31 protein-coding genes are annotated in these 21,176 nt (G+C 51.2%); all 31 read left to right on the forward strand.

What is annotated here, in order from left to right:
* Window positions 1-2: 2 nt before the first annotated feature.
* Window positions 3-854, forward strand: coding sequence for an ATP-binding protein (locus N7268_RS18715; RefSeq protein ID WP_129397286.1), 852 nt, complete (start codon window positions 3-5; stop codon window positions 852-854).
* Window positions 851-1,261, forward strand: a complete 411-nt coding sequence (locus N7268_RS18720; RefSeq protein ID WP_260864027.1) for a hypothetical protein — start codon at window positions 851-853, stop codon at window positions 1,259-1,261. The genes N7268_RS18715 and N7268_RS18720 overlap by 4 nt, the downstream gene beginning before the upstream one ends.
* Entirely contained in the window at window positions 1,258-1,557 is a 300-nt protein-coding gene (locus N7268_RS18725) for a hypothetical protein (protein ID WP_065944918.1), read from the forward strand. The genes N7268_RS18720 and N7268_RS18725 overlap by 4 nt, the downstream gene beginning before the upstream one ends.
* 122 nt (window positions 1,558-1,679) lie before the next feature.
* Complete coding sequence (locus tag N7268_RS18730) at window positions 1,680-2,135, forward strand: hypothetical protein (protein ID WP_260864028.1); 456 nt, start codon at window positions 1,680-1,682, stop codon at window positions 2,133-2,135.
* The gene (locus N7268_RS18735; RefSeq protein WP_260864029.1) at window positions 2,132-2,698 is read left to right on the forward strand and encodes a hypothetical protein; all 567 of its coding nucleotides are present in this window, start codon (window positions 2,132-2,134) and stop codon (window positions 2,696-2,698) included. Before N7268_RS18730 ends, N7268_RS18735 begins: the two co-directional genes overlap by 4 nt.
* Complete coding sequence (locus tag N7268_RS18740) at window positions 2,695-3,153, forward strand: hypothetical protein (RefSeq protein WP_260864030.1); 459 nt, start codon at window positions 2,695-2,697, stop codon at window positions 3,151-3,153. The genes N7268_RS18735 and N7268_RS18740 overlap by 4 nt, the downstream gene beginning before the upstream one ends.
* Before the next feature lies 1 nt (window position 3,154).
* A complete protein-coding gene (locus N7268_RS18745) occupies window positions 3,155-3,430 on the forward strand; it encodes a hypothetical protein (RefSeq protein WP_260864031.1) in 276 nt (91 codons plus the stop codon).
* A 10-nt stretch (window positions 3,431-3,440) separates the two neighbouring features.
* Entirely contained in the window at window positions 3,441-4,430 is a 990-nt protein-coding gene (locus N7268_RS18750) for a hypothetical protein (RefSeq protein WP_409929205.1), read from the forward strand.
* Window positions 4,430-4,726, forward strand: coding sequence for an ASCH domain-containing protein (locus tag N7268_RS18755; protein WP_260864032.1), 297 nt, complete (start codon window positions 4,430-4,432; stop codon window positions 4,724-4,726). The genes N7268_RS18750 and N7268_RS18755 overlap by 1 nt, the downstream gene beginning before the upstream one ends.
* A 205-nt stretch (window positions 4,727-4,931) precedes the next feature.
* On the forward strand, window positions 4,932-5,381 hold the full coding sequence (locus N7268_RS18760; protein WP_260864033.1) for a recombination protein NinB: 450 nt from the start codon (window positions 4,932-4,934) through the stop codon (window positions 5,379-5,381).
* Entirely contained in the window at window positions 5,374-5,949 is a 576-nt protein-coding gene (locus tag N7268_RS18765; RefSeq protein ID WP_260864034.1) for a recombination protein NinG, read from the forward strand. Before N7268_RS18760 ends, N7268_RS18765 begins: the two co-directional genes overlap by 8 nt.
* Entirely contained in the window at window positions 5,942-6,721 is a 780-nt protein-coding gene (locus N7268_RS18770) for a hypothetical protein (protein WP_260864035.1), read from the forward strand. Before N7268_RS18765 ends, N7268_RS18770 begins: the two co-directional genes overlap by 8 nt.
* Entirely contained in the window at window positions 6,718-6,912 is a 195-nt protein-coding gene (locus tag N7268_RS18775; protein WP_172750825.1) for a hypothetical protein, read from the forward strand. Before N7268_RS18770 ends, N7268_RS18775 begins: the two co-directional genes overlap by 4 nt.
* Complete coding sequence (locus N7268_RS18780) at window positions 6,909-7,409, forward strand: antiterminator Q family protein (RefSeq protein WP_260864036.1); 501 nt, start codon at window positions 6,909-6,911, stop codon at window positions 7,407-7,409. Before N7268_RS18775 ends, N7268_RS18780 begins: the two co-directional genes overlap by 4 nt.
* 75 nt (window positions 7,410-7,484) lie before the next feature.
* Window positions 7,485-7,661, forward strand: a complete 177-nt coding sequence (locus tag N7268_RS18785) for a hypothetical protein (protein ID WP_260864037.1) — start codon at window positions 7,485-7,487, stop codon at window positions 7,659-7,661.
* Between the two features lie 217 nt (window positions 7,662-7,878).
* On the forward strand, window positions 7,879-8,094 hold the full coding sequence (locus N7268_RS18790; RefSeq protein WP_260864038.1) for a class II holin family protein: 216 nt from the start codon (window positions 7,879-7,881) through the stop codon (window positions 8,092-8,094).
* On the forward strand, window positions 8,094-8,591 hold the full coding sequence (locus N7268_RS18795) for a lysozyme (protein ID WP_260864039.1): 498 nt from the start codon (window positions 8,094-8,096) through the stop codon (window positions 8,589-8,591). The genes N7268_RS18790 and N7268_RS18795 overlap by 1 nt, the downstream gene beginning before the upstream one ends.
* Window positions 8,588-9,049 carry a lysis protein gene (locus tag N7268_RS18800; protein ID WP_260864040.1) on the forward strand — a complete coding sequence of 154 codons (462 nt, stop codon included), beginning with the start codon at window positions 8,588-8,590 and terminating at the stop codon, window positions 9,047-9,049. The genes N7268_RS18795 and N7268_RS18800 overlap by 4 nt, the downstream gene beginning before the upstream one ends.
* Before the next feature lie 234 nt (window positions 9,050-9,283).
* Window positions 9,284-9,526, forward strand: coding sequence for a DUF2560 family protein (locus N7268_RS18805; protein ID WP_260864041.1), 243 nt, complete (start codon window positions 9,284-9,286; stop codon window positions 9,524-9,526).
* 1 nt (window position 9,527) lies between these two features.
* Window positions 9,528-10,028 carry a hypothetical protein gene (locus N7268_RS18810; protein WP_260864042.1) on the forward strand — a complete coding sequence of 167 codons (501 nt, stop codon included), beginning with the start codon at window positions 9,528-9,530 and terminating at the stop codon, window positions 10,026-10,028.
* A gap of 811 nt (window positions 10,029-10,839) precedes the next feature.
* A complete protein-coding gene (locus N7268_RS18815; protein WP_047415030.1) occupies window positions 10,840-11,484 on the forward strand; it encodes a hypothetical protein in 645 nt (214 codons plus the stop codon).
* Window positions 11,453-12,898 carry a terminase large subunit gene (locus N7268_RS18820; RefSeq protein ID WP_260864043.1) on the forward strand — a complete coding sequence of 482 codons (1,446 nt, stop codon included), beginning with the start codon at window positions 11,453-11,455 and terminating at the stop codon, window positions 12,896-12,898. Before N7268_RS18815 ends, N7268_RS18820 begins: the two co-directional genes overlap by 32 nt.
* Window positions 12,895-15,108, forward strand: coding sequence for a portal protein (locus N7268_RS18825; protein ID WP_409929206.1), 2,214 nt, complete (start codon window positions 12,895-12,897; stop codon window positions 15,106-15,108). The genes N7268_RS18820 and N7268_RS18825 overlap by 4 nt, the downstream gene beginning before the upstream one ends.
* Window positions 15,109-15,196: 88 nt before the next feature.
* Complete coding sequence (locus N7268_RS18830) at window positions 15,197-16,087, forward strand: scaffolding protein (RefSeq protein ID WP_260864045.1); 891 nt, start codon at window positions 15,197-15,199, stop codon at window positions 16,085-16,087.
* 20 nt (window positions 16,088-16,107) lie between these two features.
* Entirely contained in the window at window positions 16,108-17,367 is a 1,260-nt protein-coding gene (locus N7268_RS18835; RefSeq protein ID WP_260864046.1) for a P22 phage major capsid protein family protein, read from the forward strand.
* Between the two features lie 39 nt (window positions 17,368-17,406).
* Window positions 17,407-17,643 carry a hypothetical protein gene (locus tag N7268_RS18840; protein WP_260864047.1) on the forward strand — a complete coding sequence of 79 codons (237 nt, stop codon included), beginning with the start codon at window positions 17,407-17,409 and terminating at the stop codon, window positions 17,641-17,643.
* The gene (locus tag N7268_RS18845; protein ID WP_077250018.1) at window positions 17,624-18,085 is read left to right on the forward strand and encodes a packaged DNA stabilization gp4 family protein; all 462 of its coding nucleotides are present in this window, start codon (window positions 17,624-17,626) and stop codon (window positions 18,083-18,085) included. Before N7268_RS18840 ends, N7268_RS18845 begins: the two co-directional genes overlap by 20 nt.
* A 9-nt stretch (window positions 18,086-18,094) precedes the next feature.
* Window positions 18,095-19,513 (forward strand): packaged DNA stabilization protein gp10, encoded by a 1,419-nt coding sequence (locus N7268_RS18850; RefSeq protein WP_260864048.1) that lies wholly within the window; start codon window positions 18,095-18,097, stop codon window positions 19,511-19,513.
* Window positions 19,513-20,205 carry a phage tail protein gene (locus N7268_RS18855; protein WP_260864049.1) on the forward strand — a complete coding sequence of 231 codons (693 nt, stop codon included), beginning with the start codon at window positions 19,513-19,515 and terminating at the stop codon, window positions 20,203-20,205. The genes N7268_RS18850 and N7268_RS18855 overlap by 1 nt, the downstream gene beginning before the upstream one ends.
* 8 nt (window positions 20,206-20,213) lie before the next feature.
* Entirely contained in the window at window positions 20,214-20,582 is a 369-nt protein-coding gene (locus tag N7268_RS18860; RefSeq protein ID WP_260864050.1) for a hypothetical protein, read from the forward strand.
* The gene (locus N7268_RS18865) at window positions 20,579-21,175 is read left to right on the forward strand and encodes a DNA transfer protein (protein WP_260864051.1); all 597 of its coding nucleotides are present in this window, start codon (window positions 20,579-20,581) and stop codon (window positions 21,173-21,175) included. Before N7268_RS18860 ends, N7268_RS18865 begins: the two co-directional genes overlap by 4 nt.
* Window position 21,176: the final 1 nt, after the last annotated feature.

Raw genomic sequence — 21,176 nt, forward strand, 5'->3', positions numbered from 1 at the left:
ACATGACACTGGACGAAAAGATTTTCTCTCTGGAAAAGATGCTTTCAGAGCTATCACAGCCACCGTTAGAAATTCCAAACAGCACTGTTGAGTTTGATGATGCCACCTGCGAAATACATGGACCGTTTCAACAGCGCCGACGCGTATCGACTACGCACATAAAAATACCAACCGTTCCGTCTCGTTGCCCTGGTTGCATTCGGGATGAGCTAATCGAACTACAGGCTGAAAAAATTCGCATCGATGAGGCATCTCGCAAGAGAAATATCGAAATGCTGATGGAGGCGTTAGACATACCAAGCCGTTTTTTGTTCTGCACCCTACAGAACTACGAGCCAGTAAACGACGATGCTCAACGCGTTCTGAAAGTCTGCCAGGCGTACGCTAACCGATGGCCTGAGCGATTGAAGAAAGGTGGTGGACTCGTAATGTGTGGCAAGCCTGGAACCGGTAAGAACCATCTCGCTTTTGGTATCGCTCGGATCGCCATTGCTGAGCATCAAAGCTCGGCTGTATTCACCACCGCTCTGAAAATTGCCCGAGAGTACAAATCAACCTGGTCGAAGGGTTCAACGCGCACTGAAGACGATGTGATCCGCTACTTCACCAAGCCAGACCTGCTGATCATCGATGAGGTAGGGGTACAGTTCGGAAGTGATGCCGAGAAGCTGATCATGTTCGAAATCATCAACACCCGATACGAGCGCATGAAGCCAACCATCCTGATTAGCAACCAGACCAAAGAAGAACTGGCAGCATTCATCGGTGAGCGCGTCATAGACCGCATGAGCGACGGCGGTGGCTGCACTCTGTCATTCACCTGGGATTCATACCGATCGAAGGGGGCCGCATGATGGACAGCTTAAAGCAACGCATTCTCGATTACGTATCAGCCAACCAGCCCGCCAAGGTTGACCTGATTTACAAGGAGCTTGGCATCTGCCGTAACCGGTACTACGAAGAGGCTAAGCAACTCCGGTTCATGGGTATGTTACGCAGCGTACCGGGTATCGGTGTATTCCCCGGAGAAGATGCTTATCAGCACTGGCTGAAAAATGGCGGCTACGAAGAAATCCGGCAGCGCGCTGTCGATGCAAATCTGAGTAGCCAGGAAGCGAAGGGGATGAAGAAACCGCGTAACAGTGATGACCCGAAGATGTTCGGACCATACGACCCGGCGAAGAATGGAGTCGTTGCAGAGTTCATGCAAAGCGATGCGAGAAAGCGGCTGATGATGGTTTACGGGAGATTAGGAGCATGAAAGAGACACGTAACACGCGAGAAATCATTGAGCAGGAATATAACGAATTTCCCGAAACCATCCTCCACGCTGAACTGTGCCGCGCATGTGCTCGCGTAGACGGTCGCAGCATCAAGCAGTCACTCAAGGCATTTGCTCTGGCACGTATCGAAAAGGTTGAGAGCAAGCCGCTTAAGGGCGCACTGGAGCAGATGGCATCCAGCATGTTTCCAGAGACAGAGATAGCCCGTATCCGCGCCTGTGTAGGCCGCATGGAGTCGGCACTGGTTAAGACATTCGGAGTGAAGCGAGCATGACTGAAGCCTACATAGCAGAGCTATCTGCAAGCGTGGCCGTGATAGTCGGCCTTTTTTATGCGATACGCAAAAACATCGATTAACAGGCTCGCATCGCGGGCCTTTTTTATGAGGGTAGGATTATGAGCGTTAAACGTTATTGGTCATACGCTGGCGGCGATTCCTCAATGCAGGAAACGGAAACCGGTAATTACGTGAAGTACGAAGACTACGCATCACTTGAAAGAAAAAACATTGAACTGGCAGTACAGATCGCTAACGCCGAGAGCAAGTGCAGGGAGCTGGCAGGGGTAGTTGCTGAGAACGCTGATTTAAAATCGCTGATTGAACAGCATGCAGGCTCTATCGCTGTATGCCCAAATTGCTCACATGAAGAGCCGAGCGAAACTGACGACATAGTAGCGCTTTATCGATCAATGGAAACCCCGGGCACCAAAGTTTTCATAGCTGAAGTGGGTGCTCAGGCTGTGGAAGCATGCGCAGAGTCATTACTGTCAAATGACGATATTGGCATTAACAGCGAGTATGCACTGATGCGTGACTTCGCCGCCCAACTTCGCAAAGGAGCCGCGCTATGAGCAAGTCAATCGCAGATGGCGCAAAACTGACGCCAGAAACATTCGCTGATTTTATTGAGCGTCTGAAATATCACCATTGCGGAGAAGGTGTTAGTCGCCATATCACCGCCGACCCAATTTTCATGGTTCAGAAGGAGTCAACAATTTACGGTATGGACACCGATTATTGCGATGGCCGTTTCGTAGCGTTCGAAGATAGCGTCTGGTTTTCCCCGCAAGAATACTGGGATGACCTGGACGATGATGAACAGGCTGATCTCAACGCTGAATGTGAGGAAACATACGACACGCCATTCACAGAGCTTTGTGAAGATACTCAGTGGTCTGTTCTAGAAGATCTAGAAAATCACACTGTAAGCGGGTTCAAAAAAGAATGGCAGCACGTAAACGCGCACCTTACCAGAGAGGCTGCGGAGGCGTTCATTCGACGAAAACAACACGACTACCCACCGCTTCGAGTTTACGTCGAAAGCATGTATTTCGGGTGGGAGTATCGGGAAATCATCAATGCTCTTTGTGATGGACGCTTAGTTCTCGCAGATACCCAGGAGGCAGCCCAATGAAAGCACTCAACAAACAGGCGCTGCGTAGTCAGAGCGTTGAAGGTTCTTTTTACCTGGTCGAATGCTGCAATTGCGGTGAAATGTACCCAAGCAACCTTTTGGATGGTGGGGAGGCAATTGCTGACTCTGGAGATTACGGTGATTGCTACTGCCACCTGTGCGGAGCAGATGACACGGAACGTGCAGATTGGGGAGATGTAAATTCGAATGAAGCAAAGGCGTGGAATTTTCAGCAGAAACGTATTGAGGCGCTGCTGGATGATTTGGAAGCCGCAGAGAAGCGCATAGCGGAACTGTCTGCTAGCCACAGCAAATTGCGCGACACAATGGCTGGCATCCACAACACAATCCGAATGGATGGCGGCTATACGCCACTGGCAGCAATACTCAATGCCGCTAAACGCGCATATGAAGAATCAGCCACCGCCGCTGGCATTGGCGTGAAGGGAGAGTGAGATGGAAAACGTTAACTTTGTAGTGCAACTACTGAAGAGTGACGAATGCGTAACGCTCATGGCCCACGCAGAAGTCAGTAAGGATGAGCTTATCGACGAAGCCATTCGCCAGGGTGAGATTGAAGAAGATGAGCGAGAACGCTTCGATAAGGCCGAGTTTTGCGCCAGCAAGTGGATGAAGGCAGTTCCGCGCGCTGGCTACTCAACCTACTACTACGAATCGCGTGAAGGTGTTCGCGGAGCATTCAAAGCAACCTGTCTACAGTATCTCTGGTAAGGACTAACCCATGACAACTAACCACCCGGCGCACGGTCCCGTATCACTCGAGAGCCTGCACCAGATAAGCGAAATACTCAGCAAAGCATCAGCACAAAGTGGCGGCGGTAATCTCGGCTACGCAATGGCTGATGCTGTGAAGGTGATTGATGGGGTAATAGCGACAACGAATATAGAGCCAGTAGCGTGCATTGACCGAGCGAACCTTGATTACCTAGCTGACGGGTGTGACGGGCATGTATGGGCTACGTCATACGCTGAAACCGGCGATGTTCTGCTCTATACCACCCCGATAACGCCAGCAGTGCCGGATGAAAAACGGGATGATGACGGTAGCGTTACGTCAGATTTCGACCACGGCTGGAACGCCTGCCGCGCCACCATGCTTCAGGGTGCCGATGGCAAGCCTGAGTTAACAGTCTGGTACGGTGCAATGCCGGAAACGAACGGCAAAACTAACTGGACCGCTATGCTGCATCGCAAAGATCACCACCCGTGGGAAGGCATCACAATCGACCGTTCCGAGTATCCTGGCCGAGTACGCTATGAAGCTGACCGCATGCGTCACCTTATCGGTGAGCTGGCGGATAAGCCGGATATCCTAGCTTACGATTCAGATGCTCACAGCGGATGCGTTGAACCTGTAACGACGGCTTACAAGTTGCGCGATGCGGTGGAAATCATCCGCAACTCAGGAATAGAAATCGACGCTGAGAAAATCTTTGCAGAGCGTGACGTTCTCAACACTCCAGATTGTTGGTGCAGAACATGCCGGCCAGTTACCGTAACAGACATGCGATTCGTCGTCTGCCCTGATTGCGGCAACAAGCGCTGCCCGCACGCCAATGACCACCGGAATGCATGCACAGGAAGTAATGAGCCAGGGCAGGAAGGTAGCGCGTACCCAGCGGCACCGCAGCAGGAGGTGAAGTCAGCGCTTGAACATGGGATGCAGCGTTACGCCGGAGCTATGCAAAAACTGTCTGAAGGGGATAAGTGATGGCTAACCTTCAACTGGCAGTTAACGGTGAATACTTCGACCAGATGAAGTCAGGAGAGAAGACGGAAGAGTATCGCCTGGTTAATAAATACTGGTGTCGCAGGCTATCGCATGGTCACAACCAAAAGCTACCGCGACGATTTGATCGCCTTATTATCACCCGCGGATATCCAAAGCGTGATGATATGAGTAGGCGTATCGATGTCCCATATGCTGGATATGAAGTGAAGGTGATAACTCACCCTCACTTCGGGCCGGAGCCGGTTAAAGTGTTCGCTATCAAGGTGAATATTTAATACTGGCGCAACGTCAAGCAACATTACTCACCCTCAAAATTAGTGTTATAATTAGGTCGCAGTCGGATTGAGCACCCGGTTGTGACCTCTGCATCTGATTGGGAAATTAGATGCGAAACACAAAGAGTACTTCAAACCACCTGTCACAGATGCAGAAATGCACCTGCGATTTTCTGCATTCTGCGTTACCTCTCGTAGGTGGCGTATGAAGCAACAATTCCACCTCGTAAACGAATCCGTAAAGCAGAACGCCATCAACTACATTCGTGAGTTGCCGGTCGACGCTAAGCGTCCACTGATTCTCGACATCAAAGAGATGACCCGCACTGCTCAGCAAAACCGTAAATTATGGCCTCTGCTGAAAGACCTCTCCGATCAGGTTCTCTGGTTTGGAAACAAATACGACTCAGACGACTGGAAAGATTTGATAACCGCAATGGTCGCAAAGTCCAATAAGCAGGAGCAACGAATGGCTCCAGGTCTGGATGGCGGAATTGTGATGTTCGGTCAACGTACCAGCAAGATGACTGTGCGCCAGATGGTAGAAGTCATCGAGGCAATCTACTGGTTCGGCACTCAGCAGAACGTCAAATTCAGCGACAAGTCACGCATTGAAATTGAATGGGCTAAGCAGTGGGGTGATCGCAATGCGTAAACCAACCAGCCGCAGCTGCAAAATCTGCAAGACCAAATTCACCGCTATCTACGACAACGTATGGTGGTGCTGTCCTGAGCATGGCTTCGAGTACAGCCAACTCCTGTTAGCCAAGAAGAAACTGGCAGCCGAGCGCAAGCGCAAGCAGGAGGCGCAGCAGGAACGCCGTGAGCTGAAGGTTAGGAAAGCCGCACTTAAACCTCTCAGCCACTGGATCAGCATTACTCAGCGCGTTTTCAATGACTACATCAGGGCCAGAGATGGGAAGGTTTGCATTAGCTGTGGCAGCAAAACCGCCATCAGTTACCACGCTGGTCACTACAGAACGACAGCTGCAGCATCTCAGCTTCGGTTCAATGAAGATAATTGCTCCAGCCAATGCGCCGCATGCAACGTTCATAAGTCAGGTTCAATCACAGAGTATAGGTCTGGGCTTATCAAAAAAATTGGCCTTCAGAGAGTGTTGGACCTCGAATCAGACAGCCGAGTAGTGAAGTACACAAAAGATTCACTAGCGGAAATCCGTCAAACCTACCGTAAGAAACTCAAGGAGATCCTCAATGATTAAGAGGAAATTATCTGTCACGTCTGGGCAGAAGTTCAACAGATTAACTGTCGTGGATCCTTGCGTACGAAAAAATGGCGATATTTACCATTTCTGCCGGTGCGAATGTGGCGTTGAACGGCTTTTCCTCGCGCGAAATATTGAGAGCGGTAAGTCAAAAAGTTGTGGCTGTCTTTCCAGAGAGAAGGCCAAAGAGCGGGCAACGCATGGCCTTTCAAAATCCCCTATTTATATGACCTGGTCTCGCATGTGTCGACGTTGTGATAACCAAAAGGTTGCTAGATATAAAAACTACGGCGGAAGAGGGATTAAGGTCTGCGAACGTTGGAAAAACTTTGAGAACTTCTATGAAGACATGGGAGATATTCCAGGACCTGATTTCTCAATTGGGCGCATTGATAACGATAAAGATTATTGTCCTGAAAATTGCAGATGGGAGACAGCGGAGCAGCAGCAGAACAATACAAGCAGAACCATCTGGATAGAGCACGATGGCTTGCGCATGAGCTTGACTCAGTGGGCAAAGAAACTCAATCAGCCATATTCACTCCTAAAAAATCGACATGCCGCAGGTTGGAGCGCCGAGGAGATCCTTTCAGATAGAAAGGACCAGCGTAAATTCATCACCTTCCAAGGCGAGACGAAGCTTACGACAGAATGGATGAGAGATTTAGGCATCCCCATTTCGTCGTTCTACCACCACGCCAGAAAAGGCCTAACCAAAGAAGAAATAATTGCTCTGTATGCAGGCAACGCGAGAGAGGATAAGTCATGACCCGCACCGATATCGACAACTATCAGCGCTCGTCAGTAGAGCGTGCTACCAGGCTGACTCCTTACGCAAGAAGCGAAATAGCCCGTCTGGATGTTGAGACAGCAGAACTTCAGAAACGCATCGATCGGAACAACGAATTACGCCGTGAAATCATCAACCGCGCAAACATGAACAAGGGGCCGTCAGCATGAAACTGGAACTAACTGCAGATCAACATCGCTGGATAGATAACTGGCTTCACCTTTGGGGCGCGTGGGCTCAGACCGGTAAAATCGACAAATCGATGATTAACATGATCGCCAATTTCATGGCGACAGTCGAAGGGCAACAATCCAGCCGACCGATGTGTAGTGATGATGATGGCATGCTGATTGATGCAGTGCTGCGTCATTACCTGAAGAACGTCGATGAAAACGCGTGGCGGGTAATTTTCGCTTACTACGTCTGCAACTCCAGCGAGATACGGATCGCCTCATGGCAGCATGCTGTCAGCAAACCACGCCTGATGAAGACCCGCGCCGGTAACCAGTACAAGCGCCCGAGCCTTTCTACTACTCGCAGAGAAGTGAAAGAAACCATCAATGCAGCGTTGTTCTGTTTGTATCAACCGCTGCAAAATGCTTTCAACGGTCGTGAAAGTGTGAGGAAAGTTGCAAAAAATGTTCACAACGTGCTTGCATTCCAATGAACAAATGAGCATTATATTTAGTGTAGGTTGCCGTATTTGCGTTTAACCTATACAGACATGAAGCCAGAGGTAGTTATGTTTTCAGCAGGTAATGACACGAAGGAAGGTGTTGAGTACATCACTGGTACTGATGGCGTGAAAAGGCCAATGTCTTATTACAAGGCTGCGGCTGAACGGGCAAGAAAGGAAAATGAACCTCAAAAATATGGTTCTTTTTTTGATTTTCTTGATAATCCGCAATGGCCATTCTGAATATCAAACAGGTCGCTTAGGCGGCCTTTTTTATTGCACCAAATCCCTACCAGGACCATAAGAGCGAAAGCTCAACGCACTACCCTCATCTTGCCCACTTCGCCGTGGGCTTTTTTATTCGCGCCCATCCATACAGCTAACCACTTACTCCTTGAACGCAATGGGTGAGGCGCTTCTCTCTACGACACAGCACCCGCTAATTACGCGAGGTGAGAGCATGTATCGAATGGACAAACTAACAACGGGCATCGCCTATGGAGCTTCAGCCACCAACACCGGCTACTGGTTGTTGCAGCTAACAGATCGTGTGTCTCCATCACAATGGGCGGCAATTGGTGTCATTGGAAGTCTGGTGTTTGGCCTTCTGACGTATCTGACAAATCTCTATTTCAAAATCAGAGAGGATCGGCGTAAAGCCGCACGAGGTGAATAATGTCTCCAGCATTGCGGAACAGCGTACTTGGTGCCATTGGTGGCGGGGCTATTGCTATAGCTTCTGTGCTGATCACCGGTCCGAATGGTAATGATGGACTCGAAGGCATCCGATACGAGCCGTATCAGGATGTTGTTGGGGTGTGGACCGTGTGCTGGGGTCATGCCGGCAAAGACATTATCCTCGGCAAGACCTACACAAAATCCGAGTGTCAGGCGCTGCTTGATAAAGACCTGAACACCGTGGCGCGTCAGATTAACCCGTACATTAAGGTTCCCATTCCAGAAACGACTCGAGGGGCGCTTTACTCATTTGTCTACAACGTCGGCGCTGGCAACTTCAAAACATCCACACTGCTACGCAAAATCAACCAGGGTGACATCCAAGGTGCATGCGAACAGTTAAAGCGATGGAATAAAGCCGGTGGCGTTGTCTGGAAAGGATTGATTACCCGGCGTGAAATTGAGCGTGAAGTCTGCGAGTGGGGGCAGAAATGAGCCGGTTAACCGCAATCATCATTGCCGTTGTCGTCTGCATCATCGTGTCGCTTGGCTGGGCTGTTAATCACTACCGCGATAACGCCTCCGAATACAAGAAACAGCGCGACGAGAAAACTAAGGCGCTGAATATGGCTAACGACACTATCACCGACATGCAGACCCGCCAGCGTGATGTTGCTGCTCTGGATACCAAATACACTCAGGACTTAGCTGATGCGAAAAAGCAGCTTGATGATTTGCAGCGTTGCGTTCGTGATGGCAAGTGTGGGTTGCGCGTCAACGCAAAATGTCCCACGAACGGAGCGACCGGCACCGGCAGCCTGGGCGATGCTTCCGGCCCCCGACTTACAGACTCCGCTCAACGGGATTATTTCACCCTCAGAGAGCGAATTGCCACAGTGACTAAGCAGGTCGAATATCTGCAGGACTACATCAAGACGCAGTGCCTGAGGTAAGAGGTGAGAAAGCGAGAGCGCGAAGTAACATTGCTCTACGGAATATCACTCATACGCGATGACGTTCTCAATCATCCTGAGATAAAGCCAACGCTGGCTGACAGAATAATCACCCTCATACACCACTTTTTCTACATCGCATCTGCGCTTGTTATCGCAGCGTCAGGATTCGCATTCTTCATCTGGTCATCGACATTTCTGTAAGTCGATGCAATACAACAACCGGAGCCAACAATGGCAGAGCTAAATACCATGACTGACGAACAGAAATTCAAGTTAGAAATTTACAAGCTGGTCATGAGCCAGAATGCGGCCGCTGAAGAAGCTTTCTCCTTTATCGGGACTGACCAATTGAAACTGGAGTTGTTCAAAATCCACTTTCAGGCAGGCGGCGCGAATTCAGATGTCACTACTCGAACGATTGAGGCTGTGCGCAAATCGAAAGAAGCGTTGGGCCTTTTCACTACCGGAGCATGATATGACCACTGTTGCATGGGACGGAAAGACATTGGCATCTGACACCCAGGCTTCAACTGGTGATGTCGTTTGCTCTCTCAGTGAGCAGAAGATTTACACTGCTCCATCATCAGGATGGGAAGTGTACGGAGACAAGATCGTTGCCGTTGGGTGCTCTGGTGATTGCGGAGCTGAAATGGAACTGCAAGAACTCATGACGAATGGCCTGACATATGCCACTGAGTTTCTCCCAACCTTCGGATTCTCTGCCATAGCTATTATTGGCCACGGTCGAGCGTATGTAATTAGTAAAAAAGAAGGTGATACCCGGGCAAATATTTCGCTTCAGGTTGAGCCTTACGCCATAGGTTCTGGTGGATTAATTGCCAGAGCTGCAATGCGATGCGGTAAAGACGCTCGTGATGCTGTACGGGTAGCGATTGAGATGGATTGCTACTCAGGCGGCAATGTCGATTCATTCACCATCGACCAACTGCCATACATCATTGTGGGGAAAGATTAAATGACACTTAAAAAAGGTCGAAGCAAAAAAGTTATCGGTGAGAACATCGCAACCGAAATTAAAGCCCACTAAGTGGGCTTGGTGGTGGAGTTTGGTGCGTGCGGAGTGTGCTTCATATGCCTCAATGAATGGCAATTTGGGCATAACGGAATCAGATTACTAGGGTGATTGTTAAGTCTGTTTTCGTCATCATGATGAACTCCAATTATTCTTGGCTCTTCATCATATCCGCAATCGTGACACTTATTTAACATGCCCCTAACAAGCATCCATTTTCTTGCTGTTGTAAATGATGCTGGTGATTCACTCCCCATTACCCGGTAATCAAAAGAGCATTGCTTACTGCAGCAATCTTTATCGGCGCTGGGTGATGTGAAAAAAGTCTCATTGCAAAAAAGACATTTTTTCTCAACCGTCCCTTTCTTGTTCATCGCTTTGTAGTAACAAGATCTTGAGCAATATTTTGCTTTGTTTGAGCGGGATGATATGTGACTAAACTCATTTCCGCACGTCACGCAGTTCGCTATTACCTGCACCTTAGCTGCATGCGCCAGACATGAGCGAGAGCAGTATTTAAAAGACTCAAGTCTATTTTTAGGTACGTAAACAATCTTTCCGCAATGTTGACACGGCAATTCAGATCCAGTTTTTAAATAACCCATAGGTGATTTATGCCCTTATCGAAAGGTAGTGATAAAAAGACGATTAGCTGAAATATCAAGAAGCTAATTGTACAAGAAAATAAGCCAAAAGACCAGGCGGTCGCAATTGCTATGAGCAAGGCCGGTAAGAAAAAGAAAGGAAAATAATTATGCAGAAACCGGACTGGGAAAGGATTGAGGTTGATTACCGGGCCGGTGTTCTTTCTGTAAGAGAAATTGCATCAAGCCAGGGAATATCTCATACCGCCATAAACAAGCGGGCAAAAGGTGAAGGGTGGGAGCGAGATCTAAACGCAAAGATTAATGCCAAAGCTGATGCCTTGGTTTCCAAGCGCGAGGTTTCCACTAAGGTTTCCACCGGAAACTCAATTTCAGAAAAGCAGATTGTCGAAGCCAATGCGGAGGTTATCGCTAATGTTCGCATGGAGCATCGAGGCGATATACGAAAGGCTCGGGCGCTAACTAATGCGTTGCTGAATGAGCTTGATGCTGAATGCTCTGACGTTCCGGCTCTTGAGCAGCTTGGTGAGTTGCTAAGGCGAGAAGATGATAAGGGAATGGATAAGCTAAATGACCTTTACCACAAGATCATTAGTTTACCTGGCAGGGTGAAAGCCATGAAGGATTTAGCTGATAGCCTGAAAAACCTTATCGCACTTGAGCGACAGGCCTATGGGCTAGATAACCCTGATGCAGGTAAAAATATCCCCCTCAAAGATAAAACTGACGACGAGCTAACGCGGCGCATTCAGGAGCTAATGAATGGAAAATCTGACGCGGGAGCAAAAGCTTGAGTTGGTTCAGCTTTTAGAAGAACAAAAGCGACGCCAGCACGTCTATAGGTATCGCGATTACTATGCGACGCGCTATGACTGGCAAAAGAAATTTATTTCCCACACCGCAAACTTTTCACAGGTTGCGCTGATCGCCGCTAACCGAGTTGGTAAAACTGACACTGCAACATTCATTGATGCCATTCATGCTATTGGAGATTATCCAGATGACTGGGCAGGTCATAGGTTTACGCATGCTCCCCTGATCTGGTGCCTTGGGTATTCAGGTGAAAAATGCCGTGACTTACTTCAAACCCCTCTAATTGGCCGTAAGACGGATAAGGGATGGGAAGGTGGGCTAATACCAGGTGAACTGATCACCGGCACTGAAATCATGCAGGGAACTGCCAATGCCATGCGTTCGGTGTATGTGAAACATAAATCAGGTGGCGTCTCCAAGATTCAGTTCTGGTCGTATTCACAAGGACAGCATGCATTGATGGGTGACGCCGTCGACTGGTTCCACATTGACGAAGAGCCAAAGGATCCGACCATTTACCCCCAGGTGCTGACGCGAACCGCAACTGGCGACTCAGGCAATGGCGGGCGTGGCATTCTGACTTTTACGCCAGAGAACGGGCGCACAGAGTTGGTTATCCAGTTTATGGATTCTCCTTCATCTGCACAGCATTGCATGAATGTAGGCTGGGACGACGCACCTCACCTTAGCGACCGGGTCAAAGAAGAATTGCTAGCATCATTCCCTCCGCACCAGAGAGATATGCGAACCAAGGGTATACCAATGCTTGGGCATGGCCGGATTTATGATGCCAGCGAAGAACTTATCACCTGCGACCCGTTCCCAATCCCCGATCACTGGTTTGTTATCGACGGCATGGACTTCGGTTGGGATCACCCACAGGCGCACGTCCAGTTAGCCTGGGACAGGGATGAAGATAAGTTCTACCTGACCCGCGCATACAAGGCCAAGCAGACATCACCAGCTGAGGCGTGGTTCGCCACCAAGATGTGGGCGAATGGCATACCGACAGCGTGGCCGCACGACGGCCTGCAAACGGAGAAAGGATCAGGGCTCCAGCAGAAGACGTATTACGAGGAGGCCGGCTTCGACATGTTGCCTGACCGCGCTACCTGGGAAGACGGCAGCAACTCAGTTGAGGCTGGCCTGTTCGAGTTGTACGACCTAATGCGCTCTGGGCGACTGAAAGTATTCCGCGGTCTGCGTGACTGGTTCGAGGAATACAACTTCTACCACCGTGACGAAAAAGGCCGCATCGTGAAGATCCGCGACGACCTGATGGACGCCACCCGCTACGCATACATGATGCGCCGGTTCTCCATCCGTTACGGTGATATTGGCAGGCCGAAATTCAATGACTACTCAAACTACAACATACCCTGCGGAGTTGGATGATGGCAGACGATAAAAAGATGGATGACTGGCATCGTAAGGCACTATGCAACTTCGATAACGCCTGGTCAGCGACGCAGGATATGCGTGAGCAGATCATCGAGGCTCAACGATTTGTCAGGGTATCCGGTGCGCAGTGGGAAGGGAGCACCAACGCAGGCTACTCATTCGATGAGGGGCGCTTTGAGCATTACCCGCGCTTCGAACTGAACAAGATTGCTCGTGAGTGTGACCGTATCATTGGCGAGTACCGACAGAACCGTATCAGCGTTCGATTTCGGCCTAAAGATAGCCAGGCATCCGAGGCGCTGGCTGAGAAGATGAATGGCAAGTTCCGCGCCGACTATCAGGAAACATCCGGAGGCGAGGCTTGCGATAACGCTTTCGATGACGCGGTAACCGGTGGGTTCGGGTGCTGGCGAATGTGCGCTGATTACGAAGACGAGATGGACCCGAGCAACGAGCAGCGCCGCGTTAGTCTGCTGCCAGTTTACGACCCGGCAACCTGCGTATTCTTCGATCAGGACAGCAAGCAGTACGACCGCTCTGATGCGATGTGGGCAATGGAGATGTTCTCCATGACCCCGAAAGCGTTTGAGGCTGAATATCCTGAATCAATCGCCGCCAGCCTGAGCAAAGATGACTCCGGCACGCAGTATGACTGGTCAACTCCTGATGCCATCTATGTCGGGCGTTACTACGAAGTGCGGATCGAGAAGGCCAAGCTCAGTGCATGGCGCAATCCGGTCACCAGTGCCACGGCTATATACGACGATGAGCAGATCAAAGACATCGAGGATGAACTGAAAGACGGTGAGTTTGAGATGCTTGGCGAGCGCGAGGTTAAGCGCCGTCGCGTTTACTGCGGGCTGCTATCCGGCGCTGAATGGCTGAAAGAGCCAGAGCGCATCCCTGGTGAGCACATCCCGCTAATCCCCGTCTATGGTCGCCGGTCATTCGTCGATAACCAGGAGCGCATCGAAGGCCACGCAGCTAAAGCGATGGATGCTCAGCGACTGGAGAACCTTATGGTTTCCATGATTGCTGACAATGCCACGCAGGCTGGCGGTGACGGCATCCCGGTAGTGGACGTGGACATGATTCCTAGCCCGCTGTCTGATCACTGGGCAGAGAGAAACAAGAAGCGTCCGGCATACCTGCCAATGGTAAGCCTGAAGAACAAAAACGGCGATATCACCGCGCAGGCGCAGGTCAGCAGCTATACTCCACCCACGCAAATGCCACCGGCGCTGGCAGGGCTTCTGCAATACACAGGAACTGCTATCCAGCAAATCACTGGCGCATCGCAGCTTGAGAATATGCCGAGCAACGTCGCCACCGACACCGTGGACAGCATCTTTAACCGGATGGATACACAGTCCTATATCTACATGGACAACATGGCGAAATCCATGCGCCGCGCTGGCGTAGTGTGGCTATCCATGGCTCGTGAGGTATACGGCAGCGATACACCAATGCGTATCGTTAATGATGACGGAACTGATGACGTAGCGCTGATGAATGGCGCGGTGATCGACCGGCAGTCTGGCGAAGAGGTGGCGCTTAACGACCTGTCTCAGGGCAAGTATGAGGTGACGGTTGATGTAGGCCAGTCGTTCTCTACTCGCCGCGATGCGACGGTTAAATCCCTGCTTGATATGCTGTCACTTATCCCTCCTGGCACGCCGAAGCACGACCTCGTTTCCTCGATGATTCTCGACAACATGGACGGGGAAGGTATTGACGACCTGAAAGAGTACAACCGCAATCAGTTGTTGCTATCTGGCGTTATCAAACCACGAACACCAGAAGAACAACAGATGGTGGCACAGGCTCAGTCGCAGCAGCAAAATCAGCCAGACCCTGCGATGGTTCAGGCTCAGGGCGTTCTCATGCAGGGTCAGGCAGAACTGCAAAAGGCACAGAATGAGCAAATGTCGATTCAGGTTCAGGCTTACAAAGCACAAACAGATGCGCAGGTTGCCGCCGCAAAAGTGGTTGAAATCCTCGCTTCAGCAGACAGCCAGAAGAAAGCAGATGTTCGTGAGGCACTGAAATTATTAGGTCAGTTCCAGCAGCAGAGCGGAGACAATGCCCGTGCTGATGCCGAACTAGTACTGAAAGGTCAGGCTCAGGGACATTCGCAGCGCATGGACGTGACGAGCGTCCTTCAGAACGCAGCACAACAGCAGCAACCACCACAGCAGCAGTAATCAAACCTATCTCGCCATGGTCGTCTTTATGAGGCCGGGCATCCTATTGCCTCCGATGGGCAAAAGCATCGAGTAAACAGGGGTATTTATGTACGGAACGGCAGAAGAAAACGCACCAGAAGTGGAAATCGACAACGACGCGCCTGAGAAAACTCCAGGTGATGTCGAAACTGAAAACGACACTGACAATGGTGAAGCTGATAACCATGAGAATGGTGACGGTGAAACTAATGGCGATGAAGATTCGGAGCAAGAGTTCTATTTCGGTGATGAAAAGCTGGACTCGCCGGCCAGCGAAGAAACGAAAGATCCGGCACTGGTTAAGCACCTGCGCGGCACGATTAAAGAGAAAGAACGCGAACTGAAAGAGCTTCGTCGACAGACTCAGCAGCCAGCCGCTCAGCAACCAGTGATTACCCAGGCACCGCGCATGCCAAAGCTTGATGACGACGACATCGGGTACGACGAAGCCGTCTATCAGGAACGCATGACTAAATGGGCAAAGGAGAACGGTGAATACCTGCAACAGGAACATCGCCGACAGCATCAGGAACAGGAGTTACAGCGCGTTTATCAGGACAAGCTATCCAGTTACCAGCAACGAGTTAAGTCTCTGAAAGTGGCTGGCTATCAGGAAGCTGAACAGTCCGTTATTGATGAACTTCCTGTGCAGACTCAGAACATGATCCTGATGGAATCAGACAAGCCAGAGATGGTTATTCTCGCCCTCGGTCGCAACCCGGATCTGCGCAAACAACTGGCAGACGCTACCAGCCCCGTAGCAATTGGTCGCCTTCTCGGTCAAATCGAATCAAAGGCCAAAATCATGCCTAAAGCAAAAACAACAGCCGCTACTACTCCTGAGGTTAAAGGGATCAACGGCGCTGCAATTAATAATCTCGACAAACTTCTCGAAAAAGCGCGCGCCACCGGTGATTACACCGCATACCGAGCGGCGAAGAATAAAGCTAAAAAATAATCCATCGGAGCTAAAAAAGTATGTCCAGTCAGTTAACTAAAGACCTTGAAATCCTCTTTGAAAACGTCATTGATGGATTTGAGGCATCAAACGTAGTATCTCGTGAGTGCAGCAAGTTCCGCCCGGGAGACACCGAAATGCAACGCGCAGGCGACGTTGTTTATCGCCCTCAGGGCTACCACCTGAAAACCGTGAGCGGCCTTGATCTGACTGCGGCCACAGCAAACTCACTCGTTCAGCGTCAGGTACCTGCTCGCTTCCGTGAGCCAGAGAACGTTATCTACGAGCTGGACGCAAAAGAAATGCGCGATTCATGGCATAAGGAGCAAGCTGGTAAAGCGGCGGGTCGTCAGCTGGCAGCGTGGGTTGATAACCTGATCGTCGATGAGGTGGCCGCCCGCGCTACCAACATGGTCACCATTGGTTCGGCATCAACCGGCAATACTCTCGGCGAAGACCTCTGGAACGCATCTGCAGGCATTGACGCAATGATGCTCTCTATTGGTGTGCCGCAGGGGGGGCAGCGCAAAGCGTTCTACAACCCGTTCAACTACAAAGACCTGGCTAAAGAGCTGGGCTCTCGCGCATATGCAGTTGGTGCAACGCTGACGGCGTATGAGAAAGCTCAGATCCCACCTGTGGCATCCTTCGACAGCTTCCGTGTTGATTACGCTGGCGCGATGAAGGCAGGTTCTGCCACCGCCGTAACTCTTGGTGGCGCAGTAGCGCATAAGGTTACCGCGATGGACTCCAACGGCGCACCAACGGATAACCGTCAGGGAGATATTACCGTATCCGCTGCGGGTGTACTGGATGTAGGTGATGCGTTCACTATCGCAGGTGTTAATAGCGTTCACATGATCAAGAAGGTGGATACAGGTCAGTTGCAGGTATTCCGTGTTCTGGCTAAAAACGGCACAACCGTCACCATTAGCCCGAAAATTCTTCCGCCAAATAACGCTGACGCGCCATCCATTCCTTATCAGAACGTTACCGCTAATCCGGCAAATAACGCGGCGATCACCATCCTCAACAAGAAGGCTGCGGCTTCCAACATCTTCTTCGCTGAGGGTTCAGTTGAGCTGATGTACGGCAAGCTGGCATTCCCGACCGGGCAGGGCCCGCAGGTTATGACGGCAACTACCGAGCAGGGGGCGACCATCATCATGGCTTACCAGTTCGATGCCAAAGCAGGTAAGACGTGGACGCGATTCACCACGCTGGCTGGCGCAAGTGTATTGGTTCCAGAGTTTACCGGCCTAGTACTGGCTAACCAGTAATCTAAGGGGCTTCGGCCCCTTCTTTTTTGGGAGAACGCAATGTCTCAAATAATGCTTTATAAGCTTGGCTCGATGATAACCTGCGGCCCTCACTCGCTGGATTACATTATTGTTGATGAAGGCGATGTGGATGAGCATCTGGATAAAGGCTGGGTGAAGCATCCAGACGATACTGTCCTGCCAGAGCCAGAGCCAGAGCCAGAGCCAGAGCCAGTAGCGAAGAAGAAGCCAGGGCCAAAACCAAAGGCGGCAGATGATGGCGAAAACAAAGGGTGATCTGGTACTCAAGGCCCTGCGCAAAGCCGGGCTTTATTCCAATGCCACGTTAACTGATGCAGACCCGCAGGCAATTGAAGACGCCGTAAACGACCTCGAAGACATGATGGCGCAGTGGCAGGCGAAAGGAATCGACCTTGGCTATCTGTTCGCTGATGCCGCCAATGACGTCCAACCGCTTCCTGATGATGACTCCGGCATACCGTCATGGGCCTACGATGGAGTCTCGCTGAAACTGGCGGTGCAGGTCTGCATGGATAACGTCATTCAACCTTCTGATGCCCTTCTTACGGCTGCTGATGGCGCATATCAAACCATCTGCATTGCGCTGACCAAAGTCCCATCGCTTGAGCGTCGCAACGACATGCCGCGCGGTGCTGGCAATAAAAACACGTTCACCTGGAATCGGTTTTACATCGAGGGTGATGATCCAACCACTTGAGGTGTCGAAATGCCGATCCAGCAACTTCCTCTGATGAAGGGAACGGGTAAAGACTACCGGAACGCCGACTACATCGACTATCTGCCGGTCAATATGCTGGCGACGCCGAAGGAAGTCCTCAACGCGTCGGGATATTTGCGCTCCTTCCCGGGCATAGCGAAGCGATCTGATGTTGCCGGTGCGTCTCGTGGGGCGCAGTACAACACCTCTCAGAGCGCCGTATATCGCGTTATGGGTGGTAAGCTCTACAAGGGTGATTCGGTGGTTGGTGATGTCGCAGGCTCTGGTCGCGTTCCAATGGCCCATAGCCGAACGAGTCAGGCGGTAGTGACTGGCGGTCAGGTAGTTCAGTATCGCTATGATGGTACCGTCCGCATCGTCGCCAACTGGCCCGTATCGAGTGGATACACTCAGTACGAGCTCGGCAGCGCCGGGGATATCTGCCAGTCACGCGGTAACTATGCGTGGACTAAGGCGGGCACTGACTCCTGGTTTATCTCTGACCTTGATGACGAGGTTCACCCCGACAAATACGCTGCCATGATGCGGGCCGAATCGCAGCCGGACGGGATAATCGGAATAGGAACGTGGGGAGATTTCATTGTCTGCTTCGGCTCGACGACGATTGAGTATTTCTCGTTGACCGGGAATGACGGGCGTACCGGTGCGATTTATGCCGCTAACCCGGCTTATATGGTGCCGAAAGGCATTGCTGGCATGTTCTGTAAATGCCCTTATCTGGACTCGCACGCAATCATCAGCAATCCGGCAACCGGTGCGCCATCCATCTATATTGCCGACTCAGGGAAGGCCAGGCCGATTGCGACCGCGCATATTGAGAAGGTGCTGCGTGGTTATACGGCCAGCGAACTGGCTACCGGCGTGATGGAGTCACTGAGGTTTGATGCGCATGAATTGCTGATCGTCCATCTGCCCCGCCACGTCCTGGTATATGACGCGTCAGCCAGCCAGAACGGGCCGCAATGGTCTGTGCTGAAAACTGGGCTGGGTGACGACGTCTACCGCGCCATCGATTTCATGTACGAAGGAAATGCCATCATCTGCGGAGATAAGTCAGCGTCGTTGAAGGGTGAACTGCAGTTTGATATCTCCAGCCAGTATGGCAATCAGCAGGAACACCTGCTCTACACACCACTCATCAAGGCGGACAATGCAAGGCTGTTCGACCTTGAGCTGGAGTCAGCCACAGGCGTGGCGCAGTATGCAGACCGGCTATTCCTGTCAGCCACCGCAGACGGCATCAACTATGGCAGGGAGAAGATGATTGAGCAGAACGCGCCGTTTGTTTATGACAAGCGCGTGTTGTGGCGGCGTATTGGGCGCATCCGTAAAAATATCGGCTTCAAGTTCAGGGTGATCACCAAATCCCCGGTGACGTTGTCAGGCTGTTCGGTGAGGGCTGAGTAATGGCAGACCTCAATACACCGGTGCAGATCCGGACAATGATAATCTCTGCGTCATCTCTTCCGCCTGGACTCTCCCCAGCTTATCAACAGTGGATTCTCGGGCAGGCGGGAGACATAGCGAATGTCGCCAAAAAGGCTAACGCAGCAGGGTCAGGGGCGCAGGATGCACTGGACGAGAACGCACAGCAAAACGTCGAACTGGCAGACCATGAAGGGCGCATCACCGGCAACACCTACGCCATCCAGCTGATTGAGGTTCGCGTTACCACGGCAGAAGGGCAGATAGTCACGCTGAGAAGCGATGTTGACTACCTGCTCGCTGAAGTGGTCAGCATTGAAGACACGCTCGCCGATCACGACACCAGAATCACCCAGGCCGAAGATGATATCTCAGATATCCAGGCTGACTACGTCTCGAAGTCGGCAACCGCAGCGCAGGCGCTTCTGTCGTCGCTGGGTATTACGACTTCACTCTCAGTCGATGGCGTGAAAGTGATTGGCCCGCGTCAAACAGGATGGACGGCAGGAACCGGCACGCCGAATAAGGCTGCATTCAATGCTGACCAGGCGCTCCCGGTAGGCGCGGCATATTCACAGGCAGAAGTTCAGGCCATCGCCACAGCGCTAATCGCTGAACGTCAGCGCACCCTGGCGCTTGAGCAGGCCCTGAGAACACACGGACTAATCAACTAGGTAATCCCATGTTCACAAAAATTGATGCTCTCACCGGGCAGGGATTAATGCGCCTGTGGGGTGTCCCATCGTTTCCCCTCGTTGAAGGTGACCATCTGCTGTGGAACGGCGTCGGCGTCTTCGTCTGTATGGATTTTGGTGACCACGTAGACCTGCACATGGCAATGAAACCGGGTGAACGCCACCGATGCCGGGATGCTGTTTCTAATGTGCTGGCATTAATCGGTAACCGTGAAATTCACGCGCTTATCGAAGAGCAATACAGGCGCGTCTCTAACCTGGCAAGAAAAATGGGATTCGAGCACGAATGCGAATTTGATGGCGCTCGTCTCGATGGAACCGTAACAAACGTAATTAAAATGGTGAGGTACGTATGAGCTTTGTCGGCAAAGCACTAAATTCTGTCGTTGGCGGCATTACCGGGGCCAATAAAGCCGCAGACGCTCAGGTTGGTGCGGCGAGAGATTCCAACCAAATGGCGTGGAATATCTATCAGGATCAGAAAAAAACAAATGAGCCATTCCTGAATGCTGGTCTTTCTGGATTAAAGGGATTGCAGGGGATTGCTGGTCAGCCAATCGACAGAAATCTATCTTTGTCTAATTACTTTTCATCTCCAGAATACCGGATGCAGGAAGATCAGGCTCGCAATAGCATTCTACGCTCCGCACAGGCAACAGGAGGTCTCGGCTCTACGGCAACGGGTAATTTACTCGGTTCAATCGCGCCGCAACTCGGACAGAACTACCTGAACATGATGACCAATCAGCAGAATAATATGTATGGGCAACTTTTAGGTCTGACTAACGTCGGCCTGTCAGCTGCAGGTGCTAACAACGCCGCCGCTGGAGATTACTCCAGTGCCTATGGCAATAACATGGCCCAGATTGGCGCGTCAAAAGCAGGTAAGGCGCAATCTGGCTTCAACTCGCTGATGCAAATTGGTGGCGTGGCCTCTGGCTTCTTCTAAA

This window comes from Citrobacter sp. Marseille-Q6884, from assembly GCF_945906775.1.
Lineage (GTDB): Bacteria > Pseudomonadota > Gammaproteobacteria > Enterobacterales > Enterobacteriaceae > Citrobacter.